Source organism: Isoalcanivorax pacificus W11-5 (assembly GCF_000299335.2).
Taxonomy (GTDB): Bacteria; Pseudomonadota; Gammaproteobacteria; order Pseudomonadales; family Alcanivoracaceae; genus Isoalcanivorax; species Isoalcanivorax pacificus.
In genome coordinates this window covers 4,101,127-4,122,876 of sequence record NZ_CP004387.1, presented here as the reverse complement: position 1 = coordinate 4,122,876, position 21,750 = coordinate 4,101,127, and the positions used below count along the sequence as shown (strand labels likewise).

Annotated in this window: 16 protein-coding genes; 12 read left to right on the top strand and 4 right to left on the bottom strand. The window is 59.5% G+C overall.

What is annotated here, in order from left to right:
* Positions 1 to 21: 21 nt before the first annotated feature.
* Entirely contained in the window at positions 22 to 828 is an 807-nt protein-coding gene (locus S7S_RS18465; RefSeq protein ID WP_008734458.1) for an SDR family NAD(P)-dependent oxidoreductase, read from the bottom strand.
* 432 nt (positions 829 to 1,260) lie between these two features.
* Between S7S_RS18465 and S7S_RS18460 the strand changes: the two genes are divergently transcribed.
* From S7S_RS18460 to S7S_RS18450, 3 genes are all read left to right on the top strand, one after another.
* Positions 1,261 to 3,624, top strand: a complete 2,364-nt coding sequence (locus tag S7S_RS18460; RefSeq protein ID WP_082027778.1) for a hybrid sensor histidine kinase/response regulator — start codon at positions 1,261 to 1,263, stop codon at positions 3,622 to 3,624.
* A gap of 458 nt (positions 3,625 to 4,082) precedes the next feature.
* On the top strand, positions 4,083 to 7,196 hold the full coding sequence (locus S7S_RS18455; RefSeq protein WP_035203615.1) for an SNF2-related protein: 3,114 nt from the start codon (positions 4,083 to 4,085) through the stop codon (positions 7,194 to 7,196).
* A gap of 18 nt (positions 7,197 to 7,214) precedes the next feature.
* The gene (locus S7S_RS18450; RefSeq protein WP_144401713.1) at positions 7,215 to 8,933 is read left to right on the top strand and encodes a hypothetical protein; all 1,719 of its coding nucleotides are present in this window, start codon (positions 7,215 to 7,217) and stop codon (positions 8,931 to 8,933) included.
* A gap of 249 nt (positions 8,934 to 9,182) precedes the next feature.
* On the opposite strand, the gene S7S_RS18445 is transcribed toward S7S_RS18450, so the two are convergent.
* Complete coding sequence (locus S7S_RS18445) at positions 9,183 to 10,997, bottom strand: acyl-CoA dehydrogenase C-terminal domain-containing protein (RefSeq protein ID WP_008734467.1); 1,815 nt, start codon at positions 10,995 to 10,997, stop codon at positions 9,183 to 9,185.
* 298 nt (positions 10,998 to 11,295) lie between these two features.
* Positions 11,296 to 12,999 (bottom strand): potassium/proton antiporter, encoded by a 1,704-nt coding sequence (locus S7S_RS18440; protein ID WP_008734469.1) that lies wholly within the window; start codon positions 12,997 to 12,999, stop codon positions 11,296 to 11,298.
* A gap of 177 nt (positions 13,000 to 13,176) precedes the next feature.
* Between S7S_RS18440 and mnmG the strand changes: the two genes are divergently transcribed.
* The 9 genes from mnmG (at position 13,177) to S7S_RS18395 (ending at position 21,161) form a co-directional block, all read left to right on the top strand.
* The gene (gene mnmG / locus S7S_RS18435; RefSeq protein WP_008734470.1) at positions 13,177 to 15,087 is read left to right on the top strand and encodes a tRNA uridine-5-carboxymethylaminomethyl(34) synthesis enzyme MnmG; all 1,911 of its coding nucleotides are present in this window, start codon (positions 13,177 to 13,179) and stop codon (positions 15,085 to 15,087) included.
* Positions 15,084 to 15,740, top strand: coding sequence for a 16S rRNA (guanine(527)-N(7))-methyltransferase RsmG (gene rsmG, locus S7S_RS18430; protein ID WP_008734473.1), 657 nt, complete (start codon positions 15,084 to 15,086; stop codon positions 15,738 to 15,740). Before mnmG ends, rsmG begins: the two co-directional genes overlap by 4 nt.
* A gap of 11 nt (positions 15,741 to 15,751) precedes the next feature.
* The gene (locus tag S7S_RS18425; protein ID WP_008734475.1) at positions 15,752 to 16,561 is read left to right on the top strand and encodes a ParA family protein; all 810 of its coding nucleotides are present in this window, start codon (positions 15,752 to 15,754) and stop codon (positions 16,559 to 16,561) included.
* Between the two features lie 3 nt (positions 16,562 to 16,564).
* Positions 16,565 to 17,470: a ParB/RepB/Spo0J family partition protein gene (locus tag S7S_RS18420; protein WP_008734478.1), complete on the top strand. Its 906-nt coding sequence runs from the start codon at positions 16,565 to 16,567 to the stop codon at positions 17,468 to 17,470.
* A gap of 331 nt (positions 17,471 to 17,801) precedes the next feature.
* Complete coding sequence (locus S7S_RS18415; protein WP_082027777.1) at positions 17,802 to 18,755, top strand: LysR family transcriptional regulator; 954 nt, start codon at positions 17,802 to 17,804, stop codon at positions 18,753 to 18,755.
* Positions 18,756 to 18,988: 233 nt separating this feature from the next.
* A complete protein-coding gene (locus tag S7S_RS18410; protein ID WP_008734482.1) occupies positions 18,989 to 19,495 on the top strand; it encodes a DUF2589 domain-containing protein in 507 nt (168 codons plus the stop codon).
* A 77-nt stretch (positions 19,496 to 19,572) separates the two neighbouring features.
* On the top strand, positions 19,573 to 20,253 hold the full coding sequence (locus tag S7S_RS18405; protein ID WP_035203618.1) for a DUF2589 domain-containing protein: 681 nt from the start codon (positions 19,573 to 19,575) through the stop codon (positions 20,251 to 20,253).
* 82 nt (positions 20,254 to 20,335) lie between these two features.
* The gene (locus S7S_RS18400; RefSeq protein ID WP_144401712.1) at positions 20,336 to 20,566 is read left to right on the top strand and encodes a hypothetical protein; all 231 of its coding nucleotides are present in this window, start codon (positions 20,336 to 20,338) and stop codon (positions 20,564 to 20,566) included.
* A 76-nt stretch (positions 20,567 to 20,642) separates the two neighbouring features.
* The gene (locus S7S_RS18395; RefSeq protein WP_008734488.1) at positions 20,643 to 21,161 is read left to right on the top strand and encodes a hypothetical protein; all 519 of its coding nucleotides are present in this window, start codon (positions 20,643 to 20,645) and stop codon (positions 21,159 to 21,161) included.
* Positions 21,162 to 21,199: 38 nt separating this feature from the next.
* Here the strand turns inward: S7S_RS18395 and S7S_RS18390 are convergent, their stop codons facing one another.
* Positions 21,200 to 21,748, bottom strand: a complete 549-nt coding sequence (locus S7S_RS18390; protein WP_008734489.1) for a response regulator transcription factor — start codon at positions 21,746 to 21,748, stop codon at positions 21,200 to 21,202.
* Positions 21,749 to 21,750 lie beyond the last annotated feature (2 nt).

The following is a 21,750-nucleotide window of genomic DNA, read 5'->3' as shown; positions in this document are numbered from 1 at the left end:
ATGCCTGCAAAACGCAGACCACTATTTGCCTTGCCAGTGTCGCATCGAGGTAGAGATGCCGGAGCGTTTGGCGACTTCATCCCATACTGGCCCCGGTAGCGCCCCCTTGAGCAGGTCGATGCCGCGCACCAGCGGCGGCTCCACCACCAGGGCCTGCCGGTGCTTCACACCACGCAGGATGGATTTGACCACTTTCTCCGGGGTCAGCATCGGCGACAGAATCGGGTTGCGCACGCCGTCGAACATGCCGGTGCTGATGTAGCTCGGGCACACCGTGGTCACTGCTACATTGTTGATGCCCCGCTCCTTCAATTCCAGCCGCAACGATTCGGAAAAGCCCAGCACGGCCCACTTGCTGGCGGCGTAGGTGCTGCCGAACGGCAGGCCGATATAGGCGCTGGCGCTGGCGATATTCACCAGATGCCCCTGGTGGGCATTGCGCAGGTCATTCATGAAGGCGTGGCTCATCGCTATCAGTCCGAGTGTGTTGATCTGCAGGGTATTCAGATGTTCACTCAGTGCGACCTGTTCGAATTCGCCGCCGAATACCACGCCGGCGTTATTGACCAGGATATCGATCTCGCCGATCTCGGTGTGCAACTGGTCGCGGAACGGCGCAATACTGTCCAGATCACTGACGTCCAGCAGCCGCGCGTGGCCGCGGCCACCGGCTGCCTGCACCCGTCGCGCCACGTCTTCAGCGGGTTTGCGACGGCGCGCGGTCACGATCACTTCGGCACCGCGGCGGCCGAGCTGTTCGGCCATCAGTGCACCGATGCCGGACCCGGCGCCAGTGATCAATATCCGTTTACCCTGGTAGTAAGACATGACGCCATCCTCATCCGGCCGCCGCGTGGCGATAAGGCGAAAGACTAAAGGAAGCGGAGCATCCTGCCTACGCGCGGCGGGCACAGGCCGATGGCCGTCGGGTCACCCATGGCATCACCCGGCCCGTTGTCAGTAGTATCGGTAAAAACAACATAGGGAACCTCTGAATAACTCCCCGGTGGTTCTGGCTTTCCGGGCGGCACCTGATCGAGGCGCGACTTCGAAGGCATAGCGGGCTACGTCGAGAAGTCGCAACGAAGAGCAGGTGCCGCCCGGAAAGCCCCGCAGGGCGAGCGCTACAGCACGCATTAGCCGCGCCTGTGCCCCGAATGGGGTATTGCCGGCGCGCCGCGCCTTGCCACCGCATGCTGTAGCGCTCGCAGAACCACCGGGGAGTTATTCAGAGGTTCCCTAAAGCACGCAGGGACAGGCATGACGACCAGGAAGGGTGTGTGCGCATTTTGGCTTTGGCTGATCAGCATGATTCTCGGGGCACCGGCAACGGCTGCGCCACTGACACTGATCTCTCCGGTGGCGCCCACGGCGCTGGCACCGTATCTCGACTACTGGTGTGACGGCGACGGACAGGCCACGCTGGCCCAGGCGCGACAACAGGACTATCGCCGTGTCGGCAGCGCGCAGGTGGCGTTTGGCTATCGTGATGACGCCTGCTGGTTTCGGGTATCACTCATACAGGAAGGTGATGCGCCTCTGCCGTTGTGGTTGACGGTGGACTACGCGCTGCTGGATGCGCTGGACGTTTACCTGGTGCAGGGCGATGACCCGCTACCGCGTGCGCACTGGTCTCTGGGCGAGGCGATGCCGTTTGCTGAGCGGCCTGTGGCCACCCGTGCCTTCACGGTGCCGCTGAGCCTGCCGGCGGCATCCTCACAGGCGCTGTACCTGCGTGTGCAGACGCAAAGCTCCATGACGGTGCCCGTGCAACTCAGCGGCAGCCAGCCCTGGCTGGAGTATGCGCTGGGCCATGACTGGATACTGGGCGTCCTGTATGGCATCGGCTTCGGCCTGTTTGCCTATCATCTTGTGCTCTGGCTTGGTGCACGCGAGAAAGCCAACCGTTTCTATGTGCTGCATGTTGGCAGCGCCCTGTTGTACGTCGCCTGCCTGCAGGGTGTGGCGCAACGGTTCTGGCCGGCACTGCTGCCGTGGCCGGCGGACCTGCCGTTTCTGGCGGCCTATCTGGCGCTGCTTTCCGGTGCACTGTTCGCGCGTGATTTTCTCGATACCGCCTCGCTGCCGAAAACCGACGGCTTTCTGCGGCTGCTGATCGGGGCACTGAGCCTGGCGATGCTCGGCCAGCTGGTGCTGCCACACGGCAGCATGAACCACCTGCAGGGCGTCTTTGCGATTCTGACCATCGCCACGCTGATGCCGGTGGGGCTGATCTGCCTGTGGCGCCAGCGGCCGCAAGCCTGGGTCTTTCTGCTTGCCTGGGGGCTGTTCCTGGTGATGGTGGTGGCGTTGGCGCTGAACACCTACGGCCTGCTGGGTACCTTCCCGGTGCTGCTCAATCTGCACGGCCTGCAGATTGCGCTGGCCTGCCAGCAGATCCTGCTGTCGCTGGGGCTGGCCGGCCGGCTCAACACACTCAAGCGCGAAAGCCTGGAGCGCGCTCACGAGATGGCCCGCGCGCAGGCCGACAATGCGGCAAAAAGCGAATTTCTGGCGCGCATGAGCCATGAGATCCGCACGCCGATGAACGCAGTGCTCGGGCTGACGGAACTGATGCGCGATACACGGCTGGACCCGACCCAGCGCAACTACATGGACACCATCTACAACGCCGGCCAGAGCCTGCTCGGTGTCATCAACGACATTCTCGACTATTCCAAGATCGCGGCCGGCAAGCTGGAACTGGAAGCCCACGACTTCAACCTGCCGAAACTGCTGGAAGACTGCCTGACCATTTTCCATGGCAGCGCGGAACAGAAAGGCCTGCGGCTGGTGGCGGACCTGTCTGCCGACCTGCCCGAATGGGTGTCCGGCGACGGGCCGCGCCTGCGCCAGGTGGTGTTGAACCTGCTCTCCAACGCGGTGAAATTCACCCAGCGCGGCGAGGTGCGGTTAAGCGCCCACTGTTCCGGCACGGGCGGGGTGGTGTGGCTGCACTGCGTGGTGGCCGATGAAGGCATCGGCATGACCCGCGTCCAGGTGGCGCAATTGTTCGAATCGTTCCAGCAGGCGGATATTTCCACCACGCGTCGCTACGGCGGCACCGGGCTGGGGTTGGCCATTTCCCGGCAACTGGTGGAACTGATGGGTGGCGCCATAGAGGTCGAAAGCCGCGCCGGGCAGGGCTCGCGTTTTCATTTTCGCGTGCGGCTGTTGCAGGGCCGGCCGCCGGAGCGTGGCACGGATGATCCGTCGCCCACCAGTTTTGTGGGCATCAAGGTCCTGCTGGTGGAAGACAATGCCGTCAACCAGATGGTGGTGCGGGCGTTGCTCGGGCGGCTGGGGGTCAGCGCAACTCTGGCGTCCGGTGGTGAAGAAGCGCTCGAATTGCTGGCGGCGGGAGACCGTTTCGACCTGATCCTGATGGATTGTGAAATGCCCGGCCTGGACGGCTATGAAACCACGCGGCGTATCCGCCTGCTGGAACGCAGCGGCAGGTTGCCGCATCGTCCGATCATCGCGCTCACCGCGCATGCCCTCAGCGAACACCGCGAGCGTTGCCTGGCGGCGGGCATGGATGACCACCTGTCGAAACCGCTGACGCTGCAACAGGTAACCTCGACGCTGTACAAGTGGGTGTCGGCGCGCGGCAGCGGCGATTAGGAATTTCTGAAAAATCGTATCTCTTTGTGATAATGGAGCCATTCATCACCAGCGTTCGGAGAGTCTCTTGAGACAGTTGATCTATGCCGAAGCGGCGCGTGCGGTCAAGAAGTGTAAGACACGTCGGGGCAGCCGTCACTGGAGAAGCTGGAAGTCTTGGTGTTATAGAAGCAGCCGGAACCCCCGATAGTCCAAACATTATGCTCAAGAAGACCTGGGATGCGCTCCTTGCCTGCTTTGAGCATGCGTCAGAATACGGACTCTTGGTGAAAAAAGACAAATTGGGTCTGGTCTGAACTGAATTTTGCTTGTGATAGAGGTCAGTTATGACGATGCTGACGAAGCCTGTGAGCTATTTGGACGATACGATGTCATGATCCAAGAATACCTGTATATGGCTCACCGTTCCTCTCGTATACCCCCTGGACCAATGGGCGTCGGAGAACAAAGTGGCCGGAATGACTGAAACCTTACAGCCTGGCGAAACCGTACGAATAAGCAGCAATCCTAGGCGCGTCGGTACACTTAGCAACCAATTAGATGGGCCGCCACATCGTCGGAAGGCGCTAGTACGTTTTCAGGACGGTTCCGAGAGTTGGATTCTGCTCGCCGCGCTTGAAAGAGTTGGAAATGTCGATGAAGGCCCCTATGACACACTCAAGGCTGGCCGATTCGGTCGAGTAACCGACCTGAGGGCTGCCATCACCTTTTATCGTCTAAGCGGAAAACTTGCAAACCTACTATATAGCTTGAATACGACCAACACAGAATTCTTCGCTTACCAGTTCAAGCCCGTACTTAATTTTCTGGAATCACCCTGTAATGGCATCCTTATTGCCGACGAAGTTGGCTTGGGAAAAACTATTGAGGCTGGCTTGATCTGGACGGAGCTACAAGCCCGCCTCGATGCTCGCCGACTACTGGTGATTTGTCCGGCGATGCTATGCGAAAAGTGGCGGCTAGAGCTTGGGGATAGGTTTGGCATCAAAGCGGAGATCGTTGATGCGGGAGAATTGGTCGATAGATTGAAGATCGCCAAGTCAAGCCCCTACCAGTCTTTCGCACTGATATCTAGCATGCAGGGCCTTCGCCCTCCCAAAGATGCAAAAGAAAGCAAAAGGGGCTCTGCTCGTCTATCACGGCTTTTGGAAGAGCTTGAAGCTGAAGACCCATTGCTCGATATGGTGGTAATCGATGAAGCACATTATCTGAGAAACAAAGAAACTCAGACAAACAAGCTTGCTCGATCCATACGCCCCGCCGCGCATAATCTGGTTTTGCTGTCAGCAACTCCCATACAGATGCGTAGTGAGGATTTGTTTAACCTGTTACACCTTCTAGACGAAGACGCCTTCCCCTACCCGTCATCTTTTGACGAAATTCTTGAGAACAACAAGCCGCTAATTCGCCTCCGTGACAGGGTGCGTTCGGGGCCAATGACGCGGGATGAGTTCGTAAAGGCACTGGAGGTAGATGACCTGGTGCGCATTATCCTTGGAGAAAGCGAACAGGTACGTTATATGCGGGATAACCCGCCAACAGATGAAGAACTTGAGTCCCCTGGGGGCCGATCGCTGATTGCCGACCAACTGGATCGTATTAACCCCCTGACTAAGGTTGTCTCTCGCACGCTGAAGCGAGACGTTCATGAGCGGAGAGTCATTCGAAATCCCAAGTGCATCAAGGCCAAGATGACCGAGCCGGAGCGCATATTCTACCAGCAAGTCACGGAAAAGGTTCGCCAGTACTGTGAATCACAACAGATATCCACCGGCTTCATCCTAATGATACCACAGCGCCAGATAGCCAGCTCAATGGCCGCAGCCTGTAGAGGGTGGCAGGAGCGCCTGGATGCAACACGCGCCGATGCAGCAGATATCCTTTATGAGATCGGCCTGAATCCCGAGAATGTTTCTGAAGGATTTTCTCCTGGTAACTTATTGTTGGAGTTGATCGCCATAGCCAAATCAGTTGGCGACTACTCAGTACTTCGCCAGAATGACAGCAAGTACGCCAGCCTATCCAGAAGTCTGAAAACTTACTGGGAGGAGCATCCGGGCAAGAAAATTGTTTTGTTTTCCTTCTACAAACAAACTTTGATATACCTGCAGGAAAGGCTGGAAGAGGAAGGGATCTCATCGATTGTACTGCACGGCGGCACGGATAAGCAGGATGCTCTCAATCAGTTCAAAGACGACAACGGACCCTCAGTTTTGCTTTCTTCGGAGGTGGCGTCGGAGGGTGTCGACCTTCAGTTCTCTAGTTTGTTGGTAAACTATGACCTTCCATGGAACCCCATGCGTATTGAACAGCGTATCGGCCGTATTGACAGAATAGGCCAGCGTGAAGAAAAGATTCTAATCTTTAATTTTATGTATGAAGAGACGGTAGACGAGCGCGTTTACGAATCGTTACTTGCACGCCTTGACGTGTTTACATCAGCACTCGGCGTTATAGAGGGGACTCTGGGAGACAAGATCCAGGAACTTACGCTGGAACTTCTGACCCACAAACTTTCTCCTGAAGAGGAGGAGGAACGTATTCGACAGACACGGGATGCCATAGAAAATCTAAACATACAGCAAGTACAGCTGGAAGAGCAGGCCAGTCATCTTATCGCTCACGGCGAATACATCCAGAATAAGGTCAAGGCCGCGAAGGAGTTGGGGCGTTATATCCGTGGGGAGGACCTGTTGAGCTACGTTCGGGACTTCCTGTGTGAACACCTGGACGGCTGCCGACTTGTGCCGGCTAACCGTCCTTTTGAGTATCACCTTGAACTCTCCTACGAGGCCCGCGCGCTCATTGGGGCTTTCATTCAGGAAAACCAACTCATGGGTAAGAGCCAAATTATATCTCCCAATCCACCAACGCTGTACTTCAATAACAGGAGCGGCGATGTGAACTCCAGGGCGGAGCAGATAACCCAGTCGCATCCTCTGATTCGGTTCATCACGGATTTTCATCGTCGTAATGAAACGATTAAGCGTCGGTTCCCTGTAGTTGCCGCACGTATTTCTCATCTGAATTTGCAAAACATTCCTGCCGGGGTCTACGCCTTCTGTATTCAGCGCTGGATGGCCTCGGGCGCGAGAGACACGGAAAGGCTTGAATATGTCGCTTGGTCCGTAGGTCATGAGCACCCGTTGCCGAAGGACTCAGCGGAGCTACTTATCAATACCGTCGCGCATGAGGGGGAAGACTGGCTGGGCACTCGAAACGAGATCAACTGCAACCTGGCTGCGGAGTTCTACGATAGGTGTAGCGAAAGTCTTGAGGATACTTATAGGGCATTTGTCTCCGCTCAGGAAAGGGAAGATAGAGACCGCAGAGCCATGATGATTAGTTCAATTGAAAAGCACCTCCGCACACAGGGTGATCGGATTAATGAACGTATTGCTCGATATGAACGGGAGGGTGACGAAAAATATCGTCGTATGATTCCTGCCGAGCGCGGGAAGCTGAAGCACTTGACAGACAGGCTACAGTCCAGGATTGCGGAGCTGCGACTGAAGGATAATGTAACTCACGGGCACGCGTTCGTGTCAGCTGGCGTGATCAAGGTGGAATGAATCAGGAAGGAATCGACGATGGCGAAAAATCTGGGCGACATTATCAAGAAAGCTTTCAAGGAGGCAGGCGTAGATCTTCCGAAAAAGGTAACTTCCCCGCAGACGACCGCTAAGCAGTCAAAGCCTCACAAATCTAAACGCAAAAATCCACAACGGCATTCAGCGGATCAACCGGCCAATATCCATGCTCTCTCGAAAGTAGTATCTAAGACACATCGGTCATCGGTATATTCTCCGGCTAAGTCAAAGCCTCATGTAGCTGACACAGGCCCCAGCACGCCAGCATATACCTTGACGCTAAGCGTGGCGTCATGCGCGGCACTTGATGACCCGAATGCAAACAAGGCGCTCGAGATCATTTCCGTAAAAGGCGATGGCCGCGTTACTACATTACACAAGTCACCTAATTGCCTGCCTGACTACGAGCTGACCCTGGGTTTTGACTTCGGCACGTCAAGTACCAAGGTGGTCATCGGTGATCCACAACAAGACAAGGCTTTTGCTATCCCGTTTCTGGAGGCGAATGGCATCGAACGATACTTGCTTCCGGGCCGTCTTTTCCGCGATAGAAATTATTCTCTGGTTAAAGGGAAGGAGTCCTTTCGAGACCTGAAGCTTGCACTTATGGGATCGAAGGACGACAAGCATAGGGAGCATGTCGTTGCCTTCATGGCGCTGGCTATCCGGCATGCACGTGCCTGGCTATTTGAGAGCTATGAAACGCTCTACAGCGACAAGCACATATTCTGGAATTTCGCTGTCGGAATGCCCTCAAAGGGCCCGCGCGGCGGGGAAGCAATCAAGGATATGCTAGAGCTCTTGGCACTGGCCGCATGGATTGCCTCGACTGATGCGGAAATCATTGATTCCAGCAGTGTTCAGAATGCGATTTTTAGAGCAACTACTGAACGAACAAAGAGTACACCGAATCCAGAGCTCCCGAATATTCTGATACATCCTGAAGTAAATGCTCAAATATATAGCTTTATCTCGGGCATGGGTGCGTTTGATCCCAAAGGGCGGAACGTTTACTTGCTTGTCGATATAGGCGCCGGCACTATCGACACCAGCCTTTTCCACGTCAATCGCAGTGCCGGGGGGCGCTGGAATTTCACCCCATTTACAAGTGAGGTTGAGTTTAACGGAGCAATTAACCTCCACCGTAGCCGTATGAACTGGTGGATGAAAGCGGTATTGGAGCATCAGGCGTGCCGCAAGGATCTTGCTGTCCCACTGGAGAGGGCCTTGCTTAATATGGATTGTTGTACCCGTGTTCCTCCCACACATGACGACTATGTGACCGACTCTGAAATTCAATGGACTCGGCCTGACGAACATCCAGATGACAAATTTATGTCTAAACGGGTGCGTCCCCAAATTCTAGACAAGACCTGTATCGAAGCATGGAGGCTGCGCCGTCTGGAGAAGGAAGATATCTATGGGGTACCGGCCTTCCTCTGTGGTGGTGGCATGCGGATGCCCTTCTATAAAAAATTACTTACCATTCTTGATCGAAGGGAGCAAAACGCTTCTTGGGTTCACGTTAAACCACAACGCATGCCGGTTCCCGAGAGGCTTGAGGCCAAGGGCCTTCCTGCCGTTGATTATGACCGCCTATCAGTTGCTTATGGCTTGTCGCTCATGGAATCGGAAACTGGAAGTGCTGACGAGTTGGTAGCAAGGAACACCGAGAAGATGATGCGCGATGACCTTTATATCAGCAAAGAAATGACGTAGGGTCATCAGATACTCTATATGCAATGACCGGATTGATTAGTATGCCAGGCAGCCAAAGGTACCCTCTGTCTTAGAATTGGCGCATGAGCGATTTTCCATGGTGCAGATTTATTGTAAAAGCAGATGAATTGGTGCCAAATTTTTCTTTATAGAAGCCAATTATAACGATACTGGCGAAGCCGGTAGGTAATTCAGAGCATCCTCAGAGAAAGGCCCCGAAGGGCCTTTCTGCCAACTGCCAACTGCCACTTACTCGTAATCGAACGAGAAGTGCTCCGGCTTCAATTGCATCATCACCTTGGTCGGCTTGAGCATGCTGTCGGCGTGGCCTTTCGCCTGCGGCAGCATGTGCTCGAAATAGAACTCCGCCGTGGCCAGCTTGGCCTCGTAGAATTCTTTCGGTTGCTCGCCACCGGTGGCGATCTTTTCCTGCGCCTTGGCGGCCATCAGTGCCCAGAAGTAGGCCATCATGGCGTAGCCGGAGTACATCAGGAAATCCGCGCTGGCGGTGCTGACCACATCGCGGTTTTTCGCGGCGGTGAGCATGATGCGGGTGGTCAGGTAATTCCACTGTGCGGCAATTTTCAGCAGCTTCCACGCGTACGGGCGCAGCGTGCTGTTGGTCATGTTGCGGGTGCCGAAATCCACCAGCTTCTGGCTGAACTCGCGCACGCACTTGCCACGGGTCATCAGCAGCACCTTGCGGCCGAGCAGGTCGAGTGCCTGGATGCCGGTGGTGCCTTCGTACAGGGTGCTGATGCGCGCGTCGCGGGAAATCTGCTCCATGCCATGCTCGCGGATATAACCGTGGCCACCGAACACCTGCATGCCCAGGTTGGCGCAGTCCAGGCCCTTCTCGGTGAGGAAGCCTTTCAGGATCGGTGTCAGGAAGCCGAGCTGGCCGTCCCAGTATTCCTGTTTCTTTTTGTCGCCTTCGAGAATGCCGGCGATCATCTGGTCGGCATACTGCGCGGTGAAATACAGCATCGCGCGGCCGCCTTCGGCAATCGCCTTCTGCGTCAGCAGCATGCGGCGTACGTCGCCGTGGTGAATGATGGCGTCGGCGTTCTTGTCCGGCTCCTGCTTGCCGCCGAGGGCGCGCATGGAGCGGCGTTCCTTGGCGTAGGGCAGTGCGCCCTGGAACGACAGCTCGGCGTGGCACACGCCCTGCATTGCGGTGCCGATGCGGGCGGAGTTCATGAAGGTGAACATGCACTCCAGGCCTTCGTTCTCCGGGCCGATCAGAAAGCCGGTGGCGTCATCAAAGTTCATCACACAGGTGGCGGAAGCCTTGATGCCCATTTTCTTTTCCAGCGCACCAACGCTGACACCGTTGTCCTCGCCAATTTTGCCCGGCAGGTACTTCGGCACGATGAACAGCGAAATGCCCTTGGTGCCTGGCGGGGCGTCGGGCAGGCGTGCCAGCACGATGTGCACGACGTTCTCGGTCAGGTCATGGTCGCCGGAGGAAATGAAGATCTTGGTGCCGGTGATCTTGTAGCCGCCGTTGCCATCCGGCACGGCGCGGGTTTTCACCTGGCCCAGGTCGGTGCCGCACTGCGGCTCGGTCAGGCACATGGTGCCGGCCCAGGTGCCTTCCGTCAGCGGCGTCAGGAAGGTGTTCTTCTGCTCGTCGGTGCCGTGCAGCATGATGGTGTTCATCGCGCCCAGCGACAGGCCCGGGTACATGGCGAACGACCAGTTGGCGGTGCCGAGCATTTCCTGCTTGAACAGGCCGAGTGACATCGGCAGGCCCTGGCCGCCGTACTCCACCGGGTGCGACAGGCCCTGCCAGCCGCCGGCGACATACTCGTCATAGGCCGCCTTGAAGCCCTTCGGGGTGCTGACCTTACCGTCTTCCAGCTTGCAGCCTTCCTCGTCACCGCTCTGGTACAGCGGGGCGATGGTGTTTTCGCACAGGCGCGCGCACTCGGACAGGATCGCTTCCACCATGTCCGGGGTGGCTTCTTCGCCGTTCGGCAGCGTCTTGTAGTGGCTCGCGTAGTCGAACACTTCGTTGAGCAGGAAGCGCATGTCGCGCATCGGAACCTTGTACTGGGGCATGGTCTCTCCTTTCTGCGGCGGCAGCCGGCTGGATCGGTGAACACCTGCGCAGCGGTCGCACCGCGACGGGCTGCCGGAGACAGCCTGTGCGGGAGGCTCCGGGAAGCCTCAGCCATCAAGCACTGCAAGTGATTGATTTGACGTGCCCTTGACGTGGGCATGCGCCGCAACGGTGGCCGGAGAACGTCTCCGGCTCCCTGCGAACAGGTTTAACGGTGCGCAGTTATAGCGAAAGGCGAGTGAACAAGCGTTGACTGTAAATACCGTGAAAAGCGGCGCTGTGGTGATTCGCGGCGTGTCAGCCCTTTGGCAGGCGGATGCCAACCAGGCTGACCCGGCCCTTGTCCATGGCCCGGACCCGCAGGCGTATGCCGCCCAGATCGACGGTGTCGCCCACCACCGGCGTGGTGTTGTGCCGTCGCCGGAACAACTGCTCCAGAGACAGCGCCAACTCGTCCTCGGCGAGGCCGGTGAGGCCGTAGCTCATGGCCACGTCGGCCACCTGCACAGTGGCCCGTACGGTGAAGTCACCGTAGAAGCGGCGCAGCGCCACGGTGGACGAGAGGAACCATTCACTGAGCTGCTCCAGGTCGCCGTGACTCGCGAGCAGCGAAAGGGTGTCACCGGCGCGCAGTACCGGATTGTCCTCCAGCGACAGCGAGGAGCCGGCGCGGACCAGCGCCACCGGGCGTATCGCCGGGGTGACCAGATCGCCCAGCGCCTTGCCGTCCGCGCGCGAGCCGGGCTCGATGCGAAATTGCGCCACGAACTGGTCGTCCACACCTTCCAGCCCGACCTCCGTCAGCGGCTTGGCCGCCGGCGGCAGGGCCAGCTTCAGGCGCCGGGCCATCGGGCCGAGGGTGGTGCCTTGCAGCAGCAGCGAGGCAATCACCACCACGAAGACGATATCGAACAGCAGCCGGCTCTGGTCCAGTCCGGACATCAGCGGAAACACGGCCAGTACGATCGGCACCGCGCCGCGCAGGCCTGTCCAGGCGATGAAACCCTGCTCGCGACGCGGGAAGCCGAATGGCAGCAGCGACAGCCACACCGCCAGTGGCCGCGCCACCAGCATCAGGAACAGGGCGATGGCCAGCCCCGGCAGCAGCGAGTCGAGCATTTCCTTCGGCGACACCAAGAGGCCCAACAACAGGAACATGCCGGACTGCGCCAGCCAGGCCATCGAGTCCATGGAGCGCAGCACGTTGTCGCTGGTGCCGCTGCGCCAGTTGCCGGCCACCAGCCCCGCCACATAGGCGGCCAGGAAACCGGAACCGCCCAGCAGGTTGGTGATCGCAAACAGCGACAGGCCGCCGGTGCACAGCAGCAGCGCGTGCAGCCCCTCGTTGCTGCGCACGCGCAGCAACAGCTCCGCCAGCAGAATGCCCAGCCCGACGCCGAGCAGCGCGCCGACGCCGAACTGCTGGATCAGGGTGGTGAGGGTTTCCGCGCCCCAGCTGGCGTCCGGCTTGAGCAGCAGGTCGATCAGCAACACGGTAATGAAGATCGCCATCGGGTCGTTGAGGCCGGACTCGATTTCCAGCGTGCTGGCCACGCGCGCATTGATGCGCACCCCGGCGCTGCGGATCATGCTGAACACTGCTGCCGCATCGGTGGAGCCGATGATGCCGCCGAGCAGCAGGCCCACGCGCCAGTCCACGCCCAGCAGCCAGGTGGCAAAGGCGCCGGTGAACATGGCCGACAGCGCCACACCCAGCGTGGCCAGCGACAGGGCCGGTTTCAGGCCGACACGAAAGGTTTCCAGGCGGGTGCGCAAGCCGCCATCCAGGAGGATAATGGCCAGCGCCAGATTACTGATCAGGAAAGCGAAATCGACATCCTCGAACTGGATGCCGCCAATACCGTTCTCGCCGGCGGCCATGCCGACGCCAAGGAACACCAGCAGGGTCGGGACGCCCACCCGGGTGCTGAGCGAACCCAGCAACAAGCCGATAAAGAGGATGAACGCGCCGATCAGGATAAAGACGTTCAGGGATTCCACGCAGTCGTTTCCCGAGTGGCTTGATTGAGCGCAAAAGCGCCAGAAGTGTAGCACAAGTGGTTGAGCGCCCTCTTTTAATTCAGGCGCCGAGCTATATACTACGCGCCCCTCTGTTCATAATTTGAGCAGGCTGGTGGCGCAGCTGCCGGCGACAGACACAGACATCAGGTGAGCATCATGGACTTCCCCAAGCGTTTTGCAGTGATCGTGATCGGTGGCGGCCATGCCGGTACCGAAGCCGCGCTGGCCGCCGCGCGCATGGGCGTGGAGACCCTGCTGCTGACCCACAACATCGAGACGCTGGGCCAGATGAGCTGCAACCCGGCCATCGGCGGCATCGGCAAGAGCCATCTGGTGCGCGAGATCGACGCACTCGGCGGCGCCATGGCCCGTGCCACCGACCGTGCCGGCATCCAGTTCCGTGTGCTCAACGCCCGCAAGGGCCCGGCCGTGCGCGCCACCCGCGCCCAGGCCGACCGCATCCTTTATAAGGCCGCCATCCGCGAGATGCTGGAGAACCAGCCGCACCTGACGATCTTCCAGCAGGCGGTGGACGACCTGATCGTCGAACAGGGCCGCTGTGTGGGCGCCGTCACCCACATGGGCCTGCGCTTTCAGGCAGACGCCGTCGTGCTGACCGCCGGCACCTTCCTGGGCGGGCGCATCCACATCGGCCTGGAAAACCATTCCGGCGGCCGCGCCGGTGACCCGCCGTCGATTGCGCTGGCCCAGCGCCTGCGCGAGCTGCCGTTCCGCGTTGACCGCCTGAAGACCGGCACGCCGCCGCGCATCGACGGCAAGTCGGTGGATTTCTCGGTGATGGAAGAACAGTGGGGCGACACACCGACCCCGGTGATGAGCTACCTGGGCCGCGTGGAAGAACATCCGCGCCAGACCTGCTGCTACATCACCCACACCAACGAGCAGACCCACGACATCATCCGCTCGGGCTTCGACCGCTCGCCGATGTTCACCGGCGTGATCGAAGGCGTTGGCCCGCGCTACTGCCCGAGCATCGAAGACAAGGTCAACCGCTACCCGGACAAGAACACCCACCAGATCTTTGTCGAACCGGAAGGGCTGACCACGCACGAGCTGTATCCCAACGGCATCTCCACCAGCCTGCCGTTCGACGTGCAGCTGGCGGCCGTGCGCTCGATTCGCGGCTTTGAGCAGGCGCACATCACCCGGCCGGGCTACGCCATCGAGTACGACTTCTTCAACCCGCAGGACCTGAAGCATTCGCTGGAAACGAAGCACATGCCGGGCCTGTTCTTCGCCGGCCAGATCAACGGCACCACCGGCTACGAAGAAGCCGGCGCCCAGGGCCTGCTGGCCGGCATCAACGCCGCCCTGCTGGCGCAGGACAAGGACGCCTGGTATCCGCAGCGCGACGAGGCCTACCTCGGCGTGCTGGTGGACGACCTGATCACCCTCGGCACCCGCGAGCCGTACCGCATGTTCACCAGCCGCGCCGAATACCGGCTGCTGCTGCGCGAGGACAACGCCGACCTGCGCCTGACCGAAAAAGGCCGCGCACTGGGCCTGGTGGACGATGAACGCTGGGCCGCCTACTGCGCCAAGCGCGATGGTGCCGAACGCGAAGCCGCACGCCTGCGCGCCACCTGGGTGCGGCCGGGCAGCGCCCGCAGCGCGGAAGTGAACGCACTGCTGGACACCGACCTGACCCACGAATACACCCTGATGGACCTGCTCAAGCGCCCGGAAGTGACCTACGGCCCGCTGCTGGACGCCGCCGGCCTGGCGCCGGAAATGCCGGCCATCGCCGAGCAGGTGGAAATCCTCGCCAAGTACGCCGGCTACATTGATCGCCAGGCCGATGAAGTGGCGAAGCTGCGCGCGGCGGAAAACACCCTGCTGCCGGAGGACATGGACTACGGTCAGGTCAACGGCCTGTCCAACGAAGTGCGGCAGAAGCTGGACAGCGCCCGTCCGGCCACGCTCGGTCAGGCGGGACGCATTCCCGGTGTGACCCCGGCGGCGATCTCGCTGCTGCTGATCCACCTCAAGAAACAGGGCATGGCCCGGCGGCAGCAGCACACCGACACGTCCGGAATGGCGCTGTGACGCTCGCCCGCCAGCTCGCCGACGGCATCGCTGCCCTCGGCCTGGACATTGATGACGGCCAGCAACAGCAATTGCTGGCCTATGTCGGCCTGCTCGACAAATGGAACAAGGCGTTCAATCTCACCGCCGTGCGTGACCCCGCCGAGATGGTCACCCGGCATCTGCTCGATTCGCTGGCGGTGCTGCCCTACCTGGGCACCGGCCACACGCTGGACGTGGGCACCGGTGCCGGCCTGCCCGGCATGGTGCTGGCGATCACCCGCCCCGCGCAGACCTTCACCCTGCTCGACAGCAACGGCAAGAAGACCCGCTTCGTGCGCCAGGCGGCGCTGGAGCTGGGCGTGACGAATGTCGAGGTTGTGCAGGCCCGCGTGGAACAGTACCGTAGTGAATCATTCCAGAACGGTTCACCCCAGGTGATCACCCGCGCATTCGCCTCACTGCCGGACATGCTGTCGCTGACAGGCCATTTGCTGGCCGATGGCGGCAGGCTGTTGGCGATGAAGGCCGCGCAGGCCGATGCCGAGACGGCGACCGTGCCGGCGCCCTGGCACGCACAGTGCATCGCCCTGACGGTGCCGGGGCTGAATGAATCGCGTCAGTTGGTGATGCTGGAGCGGACGGCGGCGCAACAGCCGGTCGAGCAGGGTTAAGGAGAGTTGAAGTGACCACGGTGTTTGCAATCGCCAACCAGAAGGGCGGGGTGGGAAAGACCACCTCCAGCGTCAACCTGGCCGCCTCGCTGGCCGCGACCCGCAAGAAAGTGCTGCTGGTGGATATCGACCCGCAGGGCAATGCCACCTCCGGCTCCGGTATCGACAAGCACGACACCGAGTACACCGTCTACGACGTCCTCATTGATGGCGTGCCGGTGGAACAGGCGATTGTCAGCACCCCGGAAGTGTCCGGCTTTGACCTGCTGGTGGCCAACGGCGACCTGACCGCCGCCGAGGTGCAGCTGCTGGATCTGCAGCAGAAGGAATACCGCCTGCGTGAAGCGCTGGCAAAAGTGCGTGACCGTTACGACTACATCCTGATCGACTGCCCGCCGTCACTGAACATGCTGACCGTGAACGCGCTGACCGCCGCCGATTCGGTGATTGTGCCGATCCAGTGCGAGTACTACGCACTGGAAGGCCTGACCGCACTGCTCAATACCATCGAAAAAATCAGCAGCGTGCTGAACCCGTCACTGCATATCGGCGGTCTTCTGCGCACCATGTATGACCCGCGCAACAGCCTCTCCAACGATGTGTCCAACCAGCTTATCAGCCACTTCGGCGACAAAGTGTACCGGACCATCATTCCGCGCAACGTGCGGCTGGCGGAAGCGCCCAGCCACGGTGCACCGGTGATCAGCTATGACGCCAAATCCCGTGGCGCCATCAGTTACCTGGCCCTGGCCGGCGAAATTCTGCGCCGTGAACAGGCCATCAAACAATCGAAACAGGCACAGCAGGCAAAGGTGGAATAAGGCATGGCAGCCAAGCGTAAAGGGGGATTGAACAAGGGCCTGGACGCACTGCTCAGCCGCAACAACGCGCCCCGCGAAGACGTCAGCATTCACGATGACGAGACAGTGCCGGCAGTGGCCGACAGCGCCCCGCGTGACGGTGACCTGCGCAAACTGCCGGTGGAGCTGCTCGAACGAGGCCGTTACCAGCCGCGCCGTGACATGTCACCGGAAGCCCTGGAAGAACTGGCCGAATCGATTCGCGCCCAGGGCGTGATGCAGCCCATCGTGGTGCGCCCGATCGGTGACAAGCGCTACGAAATCATCGCCGGTGAACGCCGCTGGCGCGCCGCGCAACTGGCCGGCCTGCACAGCATTCCGGCCGTGATCCGCGAGGTGCCGGACGAAGCCGCCATCGCCATGGCGCTGATCGAAAACATTCAGCGTGAAGACCTCAACCCGATGGAAGAGGCGATGGCGCTGTCGCGCCTGAAAGACGAATTTACCCTGACCCACCAGCAGGTGGCCGACGCCGTGGGCAAGTCCCGCGCCATGGTCACCAACCTGCTGCGCCTGATCGCGCTGGAAGAAGACGTGCGCAAGCTGCTGGAACACGGTGACCTGGAAATGGGCCATGCCCGCGCGCTGCTGGCGTTGACGGGTGGCAACCAGGTGGAAGCGGCGCGCATGGTCGTGGCCCGCGGCCTGAACGTGCGCCAGACCGAAGCACTGGTGCGTGATTTTGAAAAAGTACGCGCCGCACCAGCACCGAAGCGTGAAGATCCGAACGTGAAGCAACTGGTCAACGATCTGTCCGACAAACTCGGCGCGCCGGTTGCCCTCAAACAGGGCAATGGCGGCAAAGGCAAGCTGGTGATCAGCTATAACAGCCTTGACGAACTCGACGGCATCCTCGCGCACATCAAATAAATCCCTCTGCGGCAGGGTGGGTAGAGCCAACGGCGAAACCCACCATGTCCATGCCGGTTATTCACTCCCGCAAAACCATCGAAATTACCTTTCCTGAGTAGCGGGCAGTTTCGCTGGTTTTGTGCGAGCAGTACGCAACATGGTCTCGGTGGGTTTCGCCGTTGGCTTTACCCACCTCCCCCCCACCAAAAACCATCACGCACATGCCTCAATCCGGCGCGCAGGTGATGGCATACTGGCACTGGTTGCAAAATGTGAACAAGGTCGTACAGTTCACTCCGGCGTATCGGGCCGGGGGCTGCACGGGGCGAATAACTAAAAACAACACATCATGGCCCGGTTCTACGGATTCGGCGTTGACCGAAACCATTCAGGGATGTGCGTGCAACCAATAGACCCCAGATACTTCAGGGCCTTCAAGGCTGTGGATGAAGCCGGCAGTTTCAGCGAGGCGGCCGACCTCGCCGCCATGACACAAGCGAACGTCAGCAAACACATCAAGGCGCTGGAAGAACAGATCGGCAACCTGCTTTTTCTTCGCACGCCGCACGGCGCCGTGATTACTGATGCGGGCGTGCGGTTACGCGATTACATCCGCAATATGGAAAATCTGCAGTCGCATTTCCTTGCCGGCCTGCATGACCACGCTGTCGAAGCAAAAGGCCGGGTGTCCTGTGCGATGCCGGCGTCGTGCCTGTTGCTGCCCCGTGCGGCCGCCTTGTTTCACCGTCAGCAGGCGCATGCTGACTTATGCATTAATGTTCATCTGATCCCCGCCGATAAAATCATCGAGAAAGTGATGGATGGCAGCATCGACGTCGGGGTTTCCATTGATCGGGTAGATCACGCGCGCCTGGAGTACATCCCGCTGGATAAAGAAGAGTATGTCGCGGCAGGCTCGCCGCGCATGAACATCGCCGCTCTCGATGCAGACAGCCTGCTGCAATACAAATTCATCAGCCATCCTGAGTTCAGTTTCTATTTCCGATGCTGGCGGTATCACTTCTTTCCGGAATGGCATCATGCCCATGCGGTGTCACTGAAGTACGTGGGCAGGGCGAACAGCATCCATGATGCGCTGTTGATGGTGGTGAAGGGGCACGGCATCAGCCTGTTTCCCCGCCATTGTATCGATGCCTATCTGCGAGAAGGAACGTTGCAGGAATACAGGTGCCCGGGAAAGCCACTGCTGCTGAATGACCTTCACCTGGTGCGGCTGAATACCCTTTCCAGATCACGTGGCATGGATCTTTTCATCTCCTGGTTTGCCGAAGGTTGCGGCTGATTCTGCCGGGAAATTCCATCATGGAATAGACAACATTCGGCATCCGAATTGTCTTGCAGGCCCCCTCTTCACAAAATCGGCTTACCCACCGGGAGGGAGGATGCGGATGGCATCGCTTCCCCCGCACTAATGTCACATGGAGTGTACGGTCCGGACAGGTGCTGGCGGGATGCCATTGTGCATCACGCTGACACCGGGTTCGCACCGGACTGCCGAGCCGGGAGTATCGGGCAATGATAAAAATCGAAGATCTCGTTCATGCCATTCAGGCGGCCGTGACAGGCGCCAACGATGCCCTGCAGGGTCAGGCCGGCGCATTCCTGGACCGCTTCTTTGAAACGGTCCAGCACCCGGTGGCGGAGGGTGAGGCATCCGGCCCGCCGGCAGAAACCTTGCGTCCGCGCTGCGTCACAATGGAATACCCCAGCGAAACACCCGACGGCCTGAAGACGCTCAGCGTCAATGTGCCGCTTATCGCCATGGTGCCCATCGTGCATTCCCGTATTGAGGAAGTGGTGTTCCGCTCCGTGCTGGATGTGCAGCAGCAGGACAACGGCGATGTCACCGTGGCCTTCGTGCCCCCGGCGCCAAAAAGTGGCTTCTTCAAGCGTGATGCAGCGGCCGGCGCACCCACCACCACAGAAATAGAAATACGCATTCGCGGCGATGAATCGCCGGAAGGTCTTCGCAAGATTGTCGAGGGCTATACCAGAGCATTGCGGGCGCAAATTCCGGGTTGATGGGCTGTTGAAAAACACCCTGTGAAGGGAGGGGTGCCCGCCTTGCATCACCCTAATAACCTTCAAGGAGAGAAAGTATGCCAGACGTAAATACGGGACCTGCTCTGGTCTCCATGGCGCAGCAGTTTTCCGGCTTGCCCATGCGCTCACTGATTGGCGGGCCGCTGACAGCGGCCGCTCAGGCCAACAGCATGATGGCGGTCACCCAGACTAATTTCATGCTCGATACCTGTTTCAATAAAGTAGAGACCGACAACGCCACCTCGCTGCAGCCGATCATGGTGACCATGCAGATTACCCGTGGGGTGATCGCGGCAGGTGAGGCCACCGACGGCAACCCGCCGCCGACCAACATCACCAATGTCACCACGTCGTTCGATATTCCACTGCTGACACTGATCCCGCTCAATACCCTGGGTGTGACCGATGTCGAGGTAGGGTTCGATATGGAAGTCAAATCCAGTTACTCGGATGAATCCACCCAGCAAAGCTCCAGCTCCACGCACGCGGAGGCCAGCTTCGCGGCGAAACTTGGTGGTGGGTGGTGGTCGGTAGAAGTGAAGGGCAGCGTCAGCCATGACAGTTCGCAGAGTGCCTCCAACACCAGCAGCTACCAGAAAAGCAACAGCGCCAAATACACCGTGTCGGTGAAGGCAGGCCAACTGCCGTTGCCGCAAGGTGTGACAACCATCATTCAGGCGTACACCAACAGCATCAGCCCGATCACACTGGGCACCGCGCAGGCTGCAGCGTCCTGATGGCGTTGTAGCGAAGGTGGATAGCCAATGAAACAGGCCCGGCACCTGTGTGCCGGGCAACCATGACGGCATGGGGATAATCATGCAAAGCCAGATACACTGCCCTGATTGCAGTAACACCATTCATCTCGATACCAAGCTGCTGCTGTCGGGCCAGAGTTTCATGTGTACAGGATGCGGGTTGTCGGTATCACTGTCCGCCGGGAGTCATACCCTGGTCCAGCAGGCGGTGCAGGGTTTCGACAGGCTGGCAGCCATGAAAGACGACGTGGGCAAACAGGCCAGCCAGTACTTCAGGAAAAACCGCATCTAGTTATTTCAATCGATATTCAATCATCGGCGAACAGCCCGGCGGGCAGTGTTCGCCTGTCCATGGAGAGGAACCAGCAATGCCAAAATACTATGTAGCACTCGTTGACCTTGGTAATAACCAGATGCGCGTCCCCGTCAAGGCCGCGCTCAATCCTTACAACCACCGGCCGGCGTACTGCGCCGGCATGCCGCAGTTCTTCGGCGGCACAGATGATAATGACCAGCCGCCGGCGGTCGTCATGGAGGCAGAGCTCACACAGGAATCCCGCCGCACACTCGAATTGACGTCCGGGTCGCCTCATTCGTTGATACACAGCGGCGCAATGTTTTTCTACTATGCGCTGGAGGGGCAATGGGTGGTGACCGGCACTCCCTGGGGACCGGCCGCCAATCCCTCTGAGCAGGAAATGGATCGTCTGGTGACGGTTGATCTGACCCGGTTCAACACGGGCATGGATGATCAGGCGATCATCGACGAGCTGGTACGGCAGACGGGCAGCAATCTGCAGACAAACGGCGGTGCGGATTTCAATCAATCGGCGACCAGACCGGCATTCATTGCGCTGATCCGGGGTTATCTCGCTGGAACGCTCTGAGTTGTGGTAACCGGTGAGAGGTCGTTTTCGGCCTCTCTTTACTTCACTTGTTGTTTGCCCAGCTTGCGTGCCAGCGTGCGCCGGTGCATCCCCAGCCTGCGCGCGGTTTCGGAAATATTGAACCCGGTTTCCGCCAGTGTTTCGTGAATACGCTCCCACTCCAGCGTCTTGATCGACGCGGCGCGCTGGGTCAGTGCCACATCGGTGCTGCCTTCAGCGCGTTCAAAGGCGGCTTCAATATCATCGGTATTGGAGGGCTTGGCCAGGTAATGGCAAGCGCCGAGCTTGATGGCTTCCACGGCGGTGGCAATGCTGGCGTAGCCGGTCAGCACCACGATCAGCATGTCCGGGTTGTGCTGGTGCAGCGCCTGCACGCAGGTGAGGCCGGTGGCGTCGCCTTTCAGCTTGAGATCGACCACCGCATAACCGGGGCGGTGTGTTTCCAGCAGCGCCGCCATGTCGTCGATGCCTGCGGCATGCAGCACCTGATAACCGCGCCGTTCAAACGAGCGCACCAGTGTGCGGGCGAAGGCGGCGTCGTCTTCGACGATCAGCAGGGTCCGGATGTCGGCGGGCGATGACGTCATGG

Bases quoted from the DNA above. Each gene is read 5' to 3' on its own strand.
- S7S_RS18465 (WP_008734458.1), bottom strand. From the start codon at position 828: ATGTCTTACTACCAGGGTAAACGGATATTGATCACTGGCGCCGGGTCC.
- S7S_RS18460 (WP_082027778.1), top strand. From the start codon at position 1,261: ATGACGACCAGGAAGGGTGTGTGCGCATTTTGGCTTTGGCTGATCAGC.
- S7S_RS18455 (WP_035203615.1), top strand. From the start codon at position 4,083: ATGACTGAAACCTTACAGCCTGGCGAAACCGTACGAATAAGCAGCAAT.
- S7S_RS18450 (WP_144401713.1), top strand. From the start codon at position 7,215: ATGGCGAAAAATCTGGGCGACATTATCAAGAAAGCTTTCAAGGAGGCA.
- S7S_RS18445 (WP_008734467.1), bottom strand. From the start codon at position 10,997: ATGCCCCAGTACAAGGTTCCGATGCGCGACATGCGCTTCCTGCTCAAC.
- mnmG (WP_008734470.1), top strand. From the start codon at position 13,177: ATGGACTTCCCCAAGCGTTTTGCAGTGATCGTGATCGGTGGCGGCCAT.
- S7S_RS18420 (WP_008734478.1), top strand. From the start codon at position 16,565: ATGGCAGCCAAGCGTAAAGGGGGATTGAACAAGGGCCTGGACGCACTG.
- S7S_RS18415 (WP_082027777.1), top strand. From the start codon at position 17,802: ATGGCCCGGTTCTACGGATTCGGCGTTGACCGAAACCATTCAGGGATG.
- S7S_RS18410 (WP_008734482.1), top strand. From the start codon at position 18,989: ATGATAAAAATCGAAGATCTCGTTCATGCCATTCAGGCGGCCGTGACA.
- S7S_RS18405 (WP_035203618.1), top strand. From the start codon at position 19,573: ATGCCAGACGTAAATACGGGACCTGCTCTGGTCTCCATGGCGCAGCAG.
- S7S_RS18400 (WP_144401712.1), top strand. From the start codon at position 20,336: ATGCAAAGCCAGATACACTGCCCTGATTGCAGTAACACCATTCATCTC.
- S7S_RS18395 (WP_008734488.1), top strand. From the start codon at position 20,643: ATGCCAAAATACTATGTAGCACTCGTTGACCTTGGTAATAACCAGATG.
- S7S_RS18390 (WP_008734489.1), bottom strand. From the start codon at position 21,748: ATGACGTCATCGCCCGCCGACATCCGGACCCTGCTGATCGTCGAAGAC.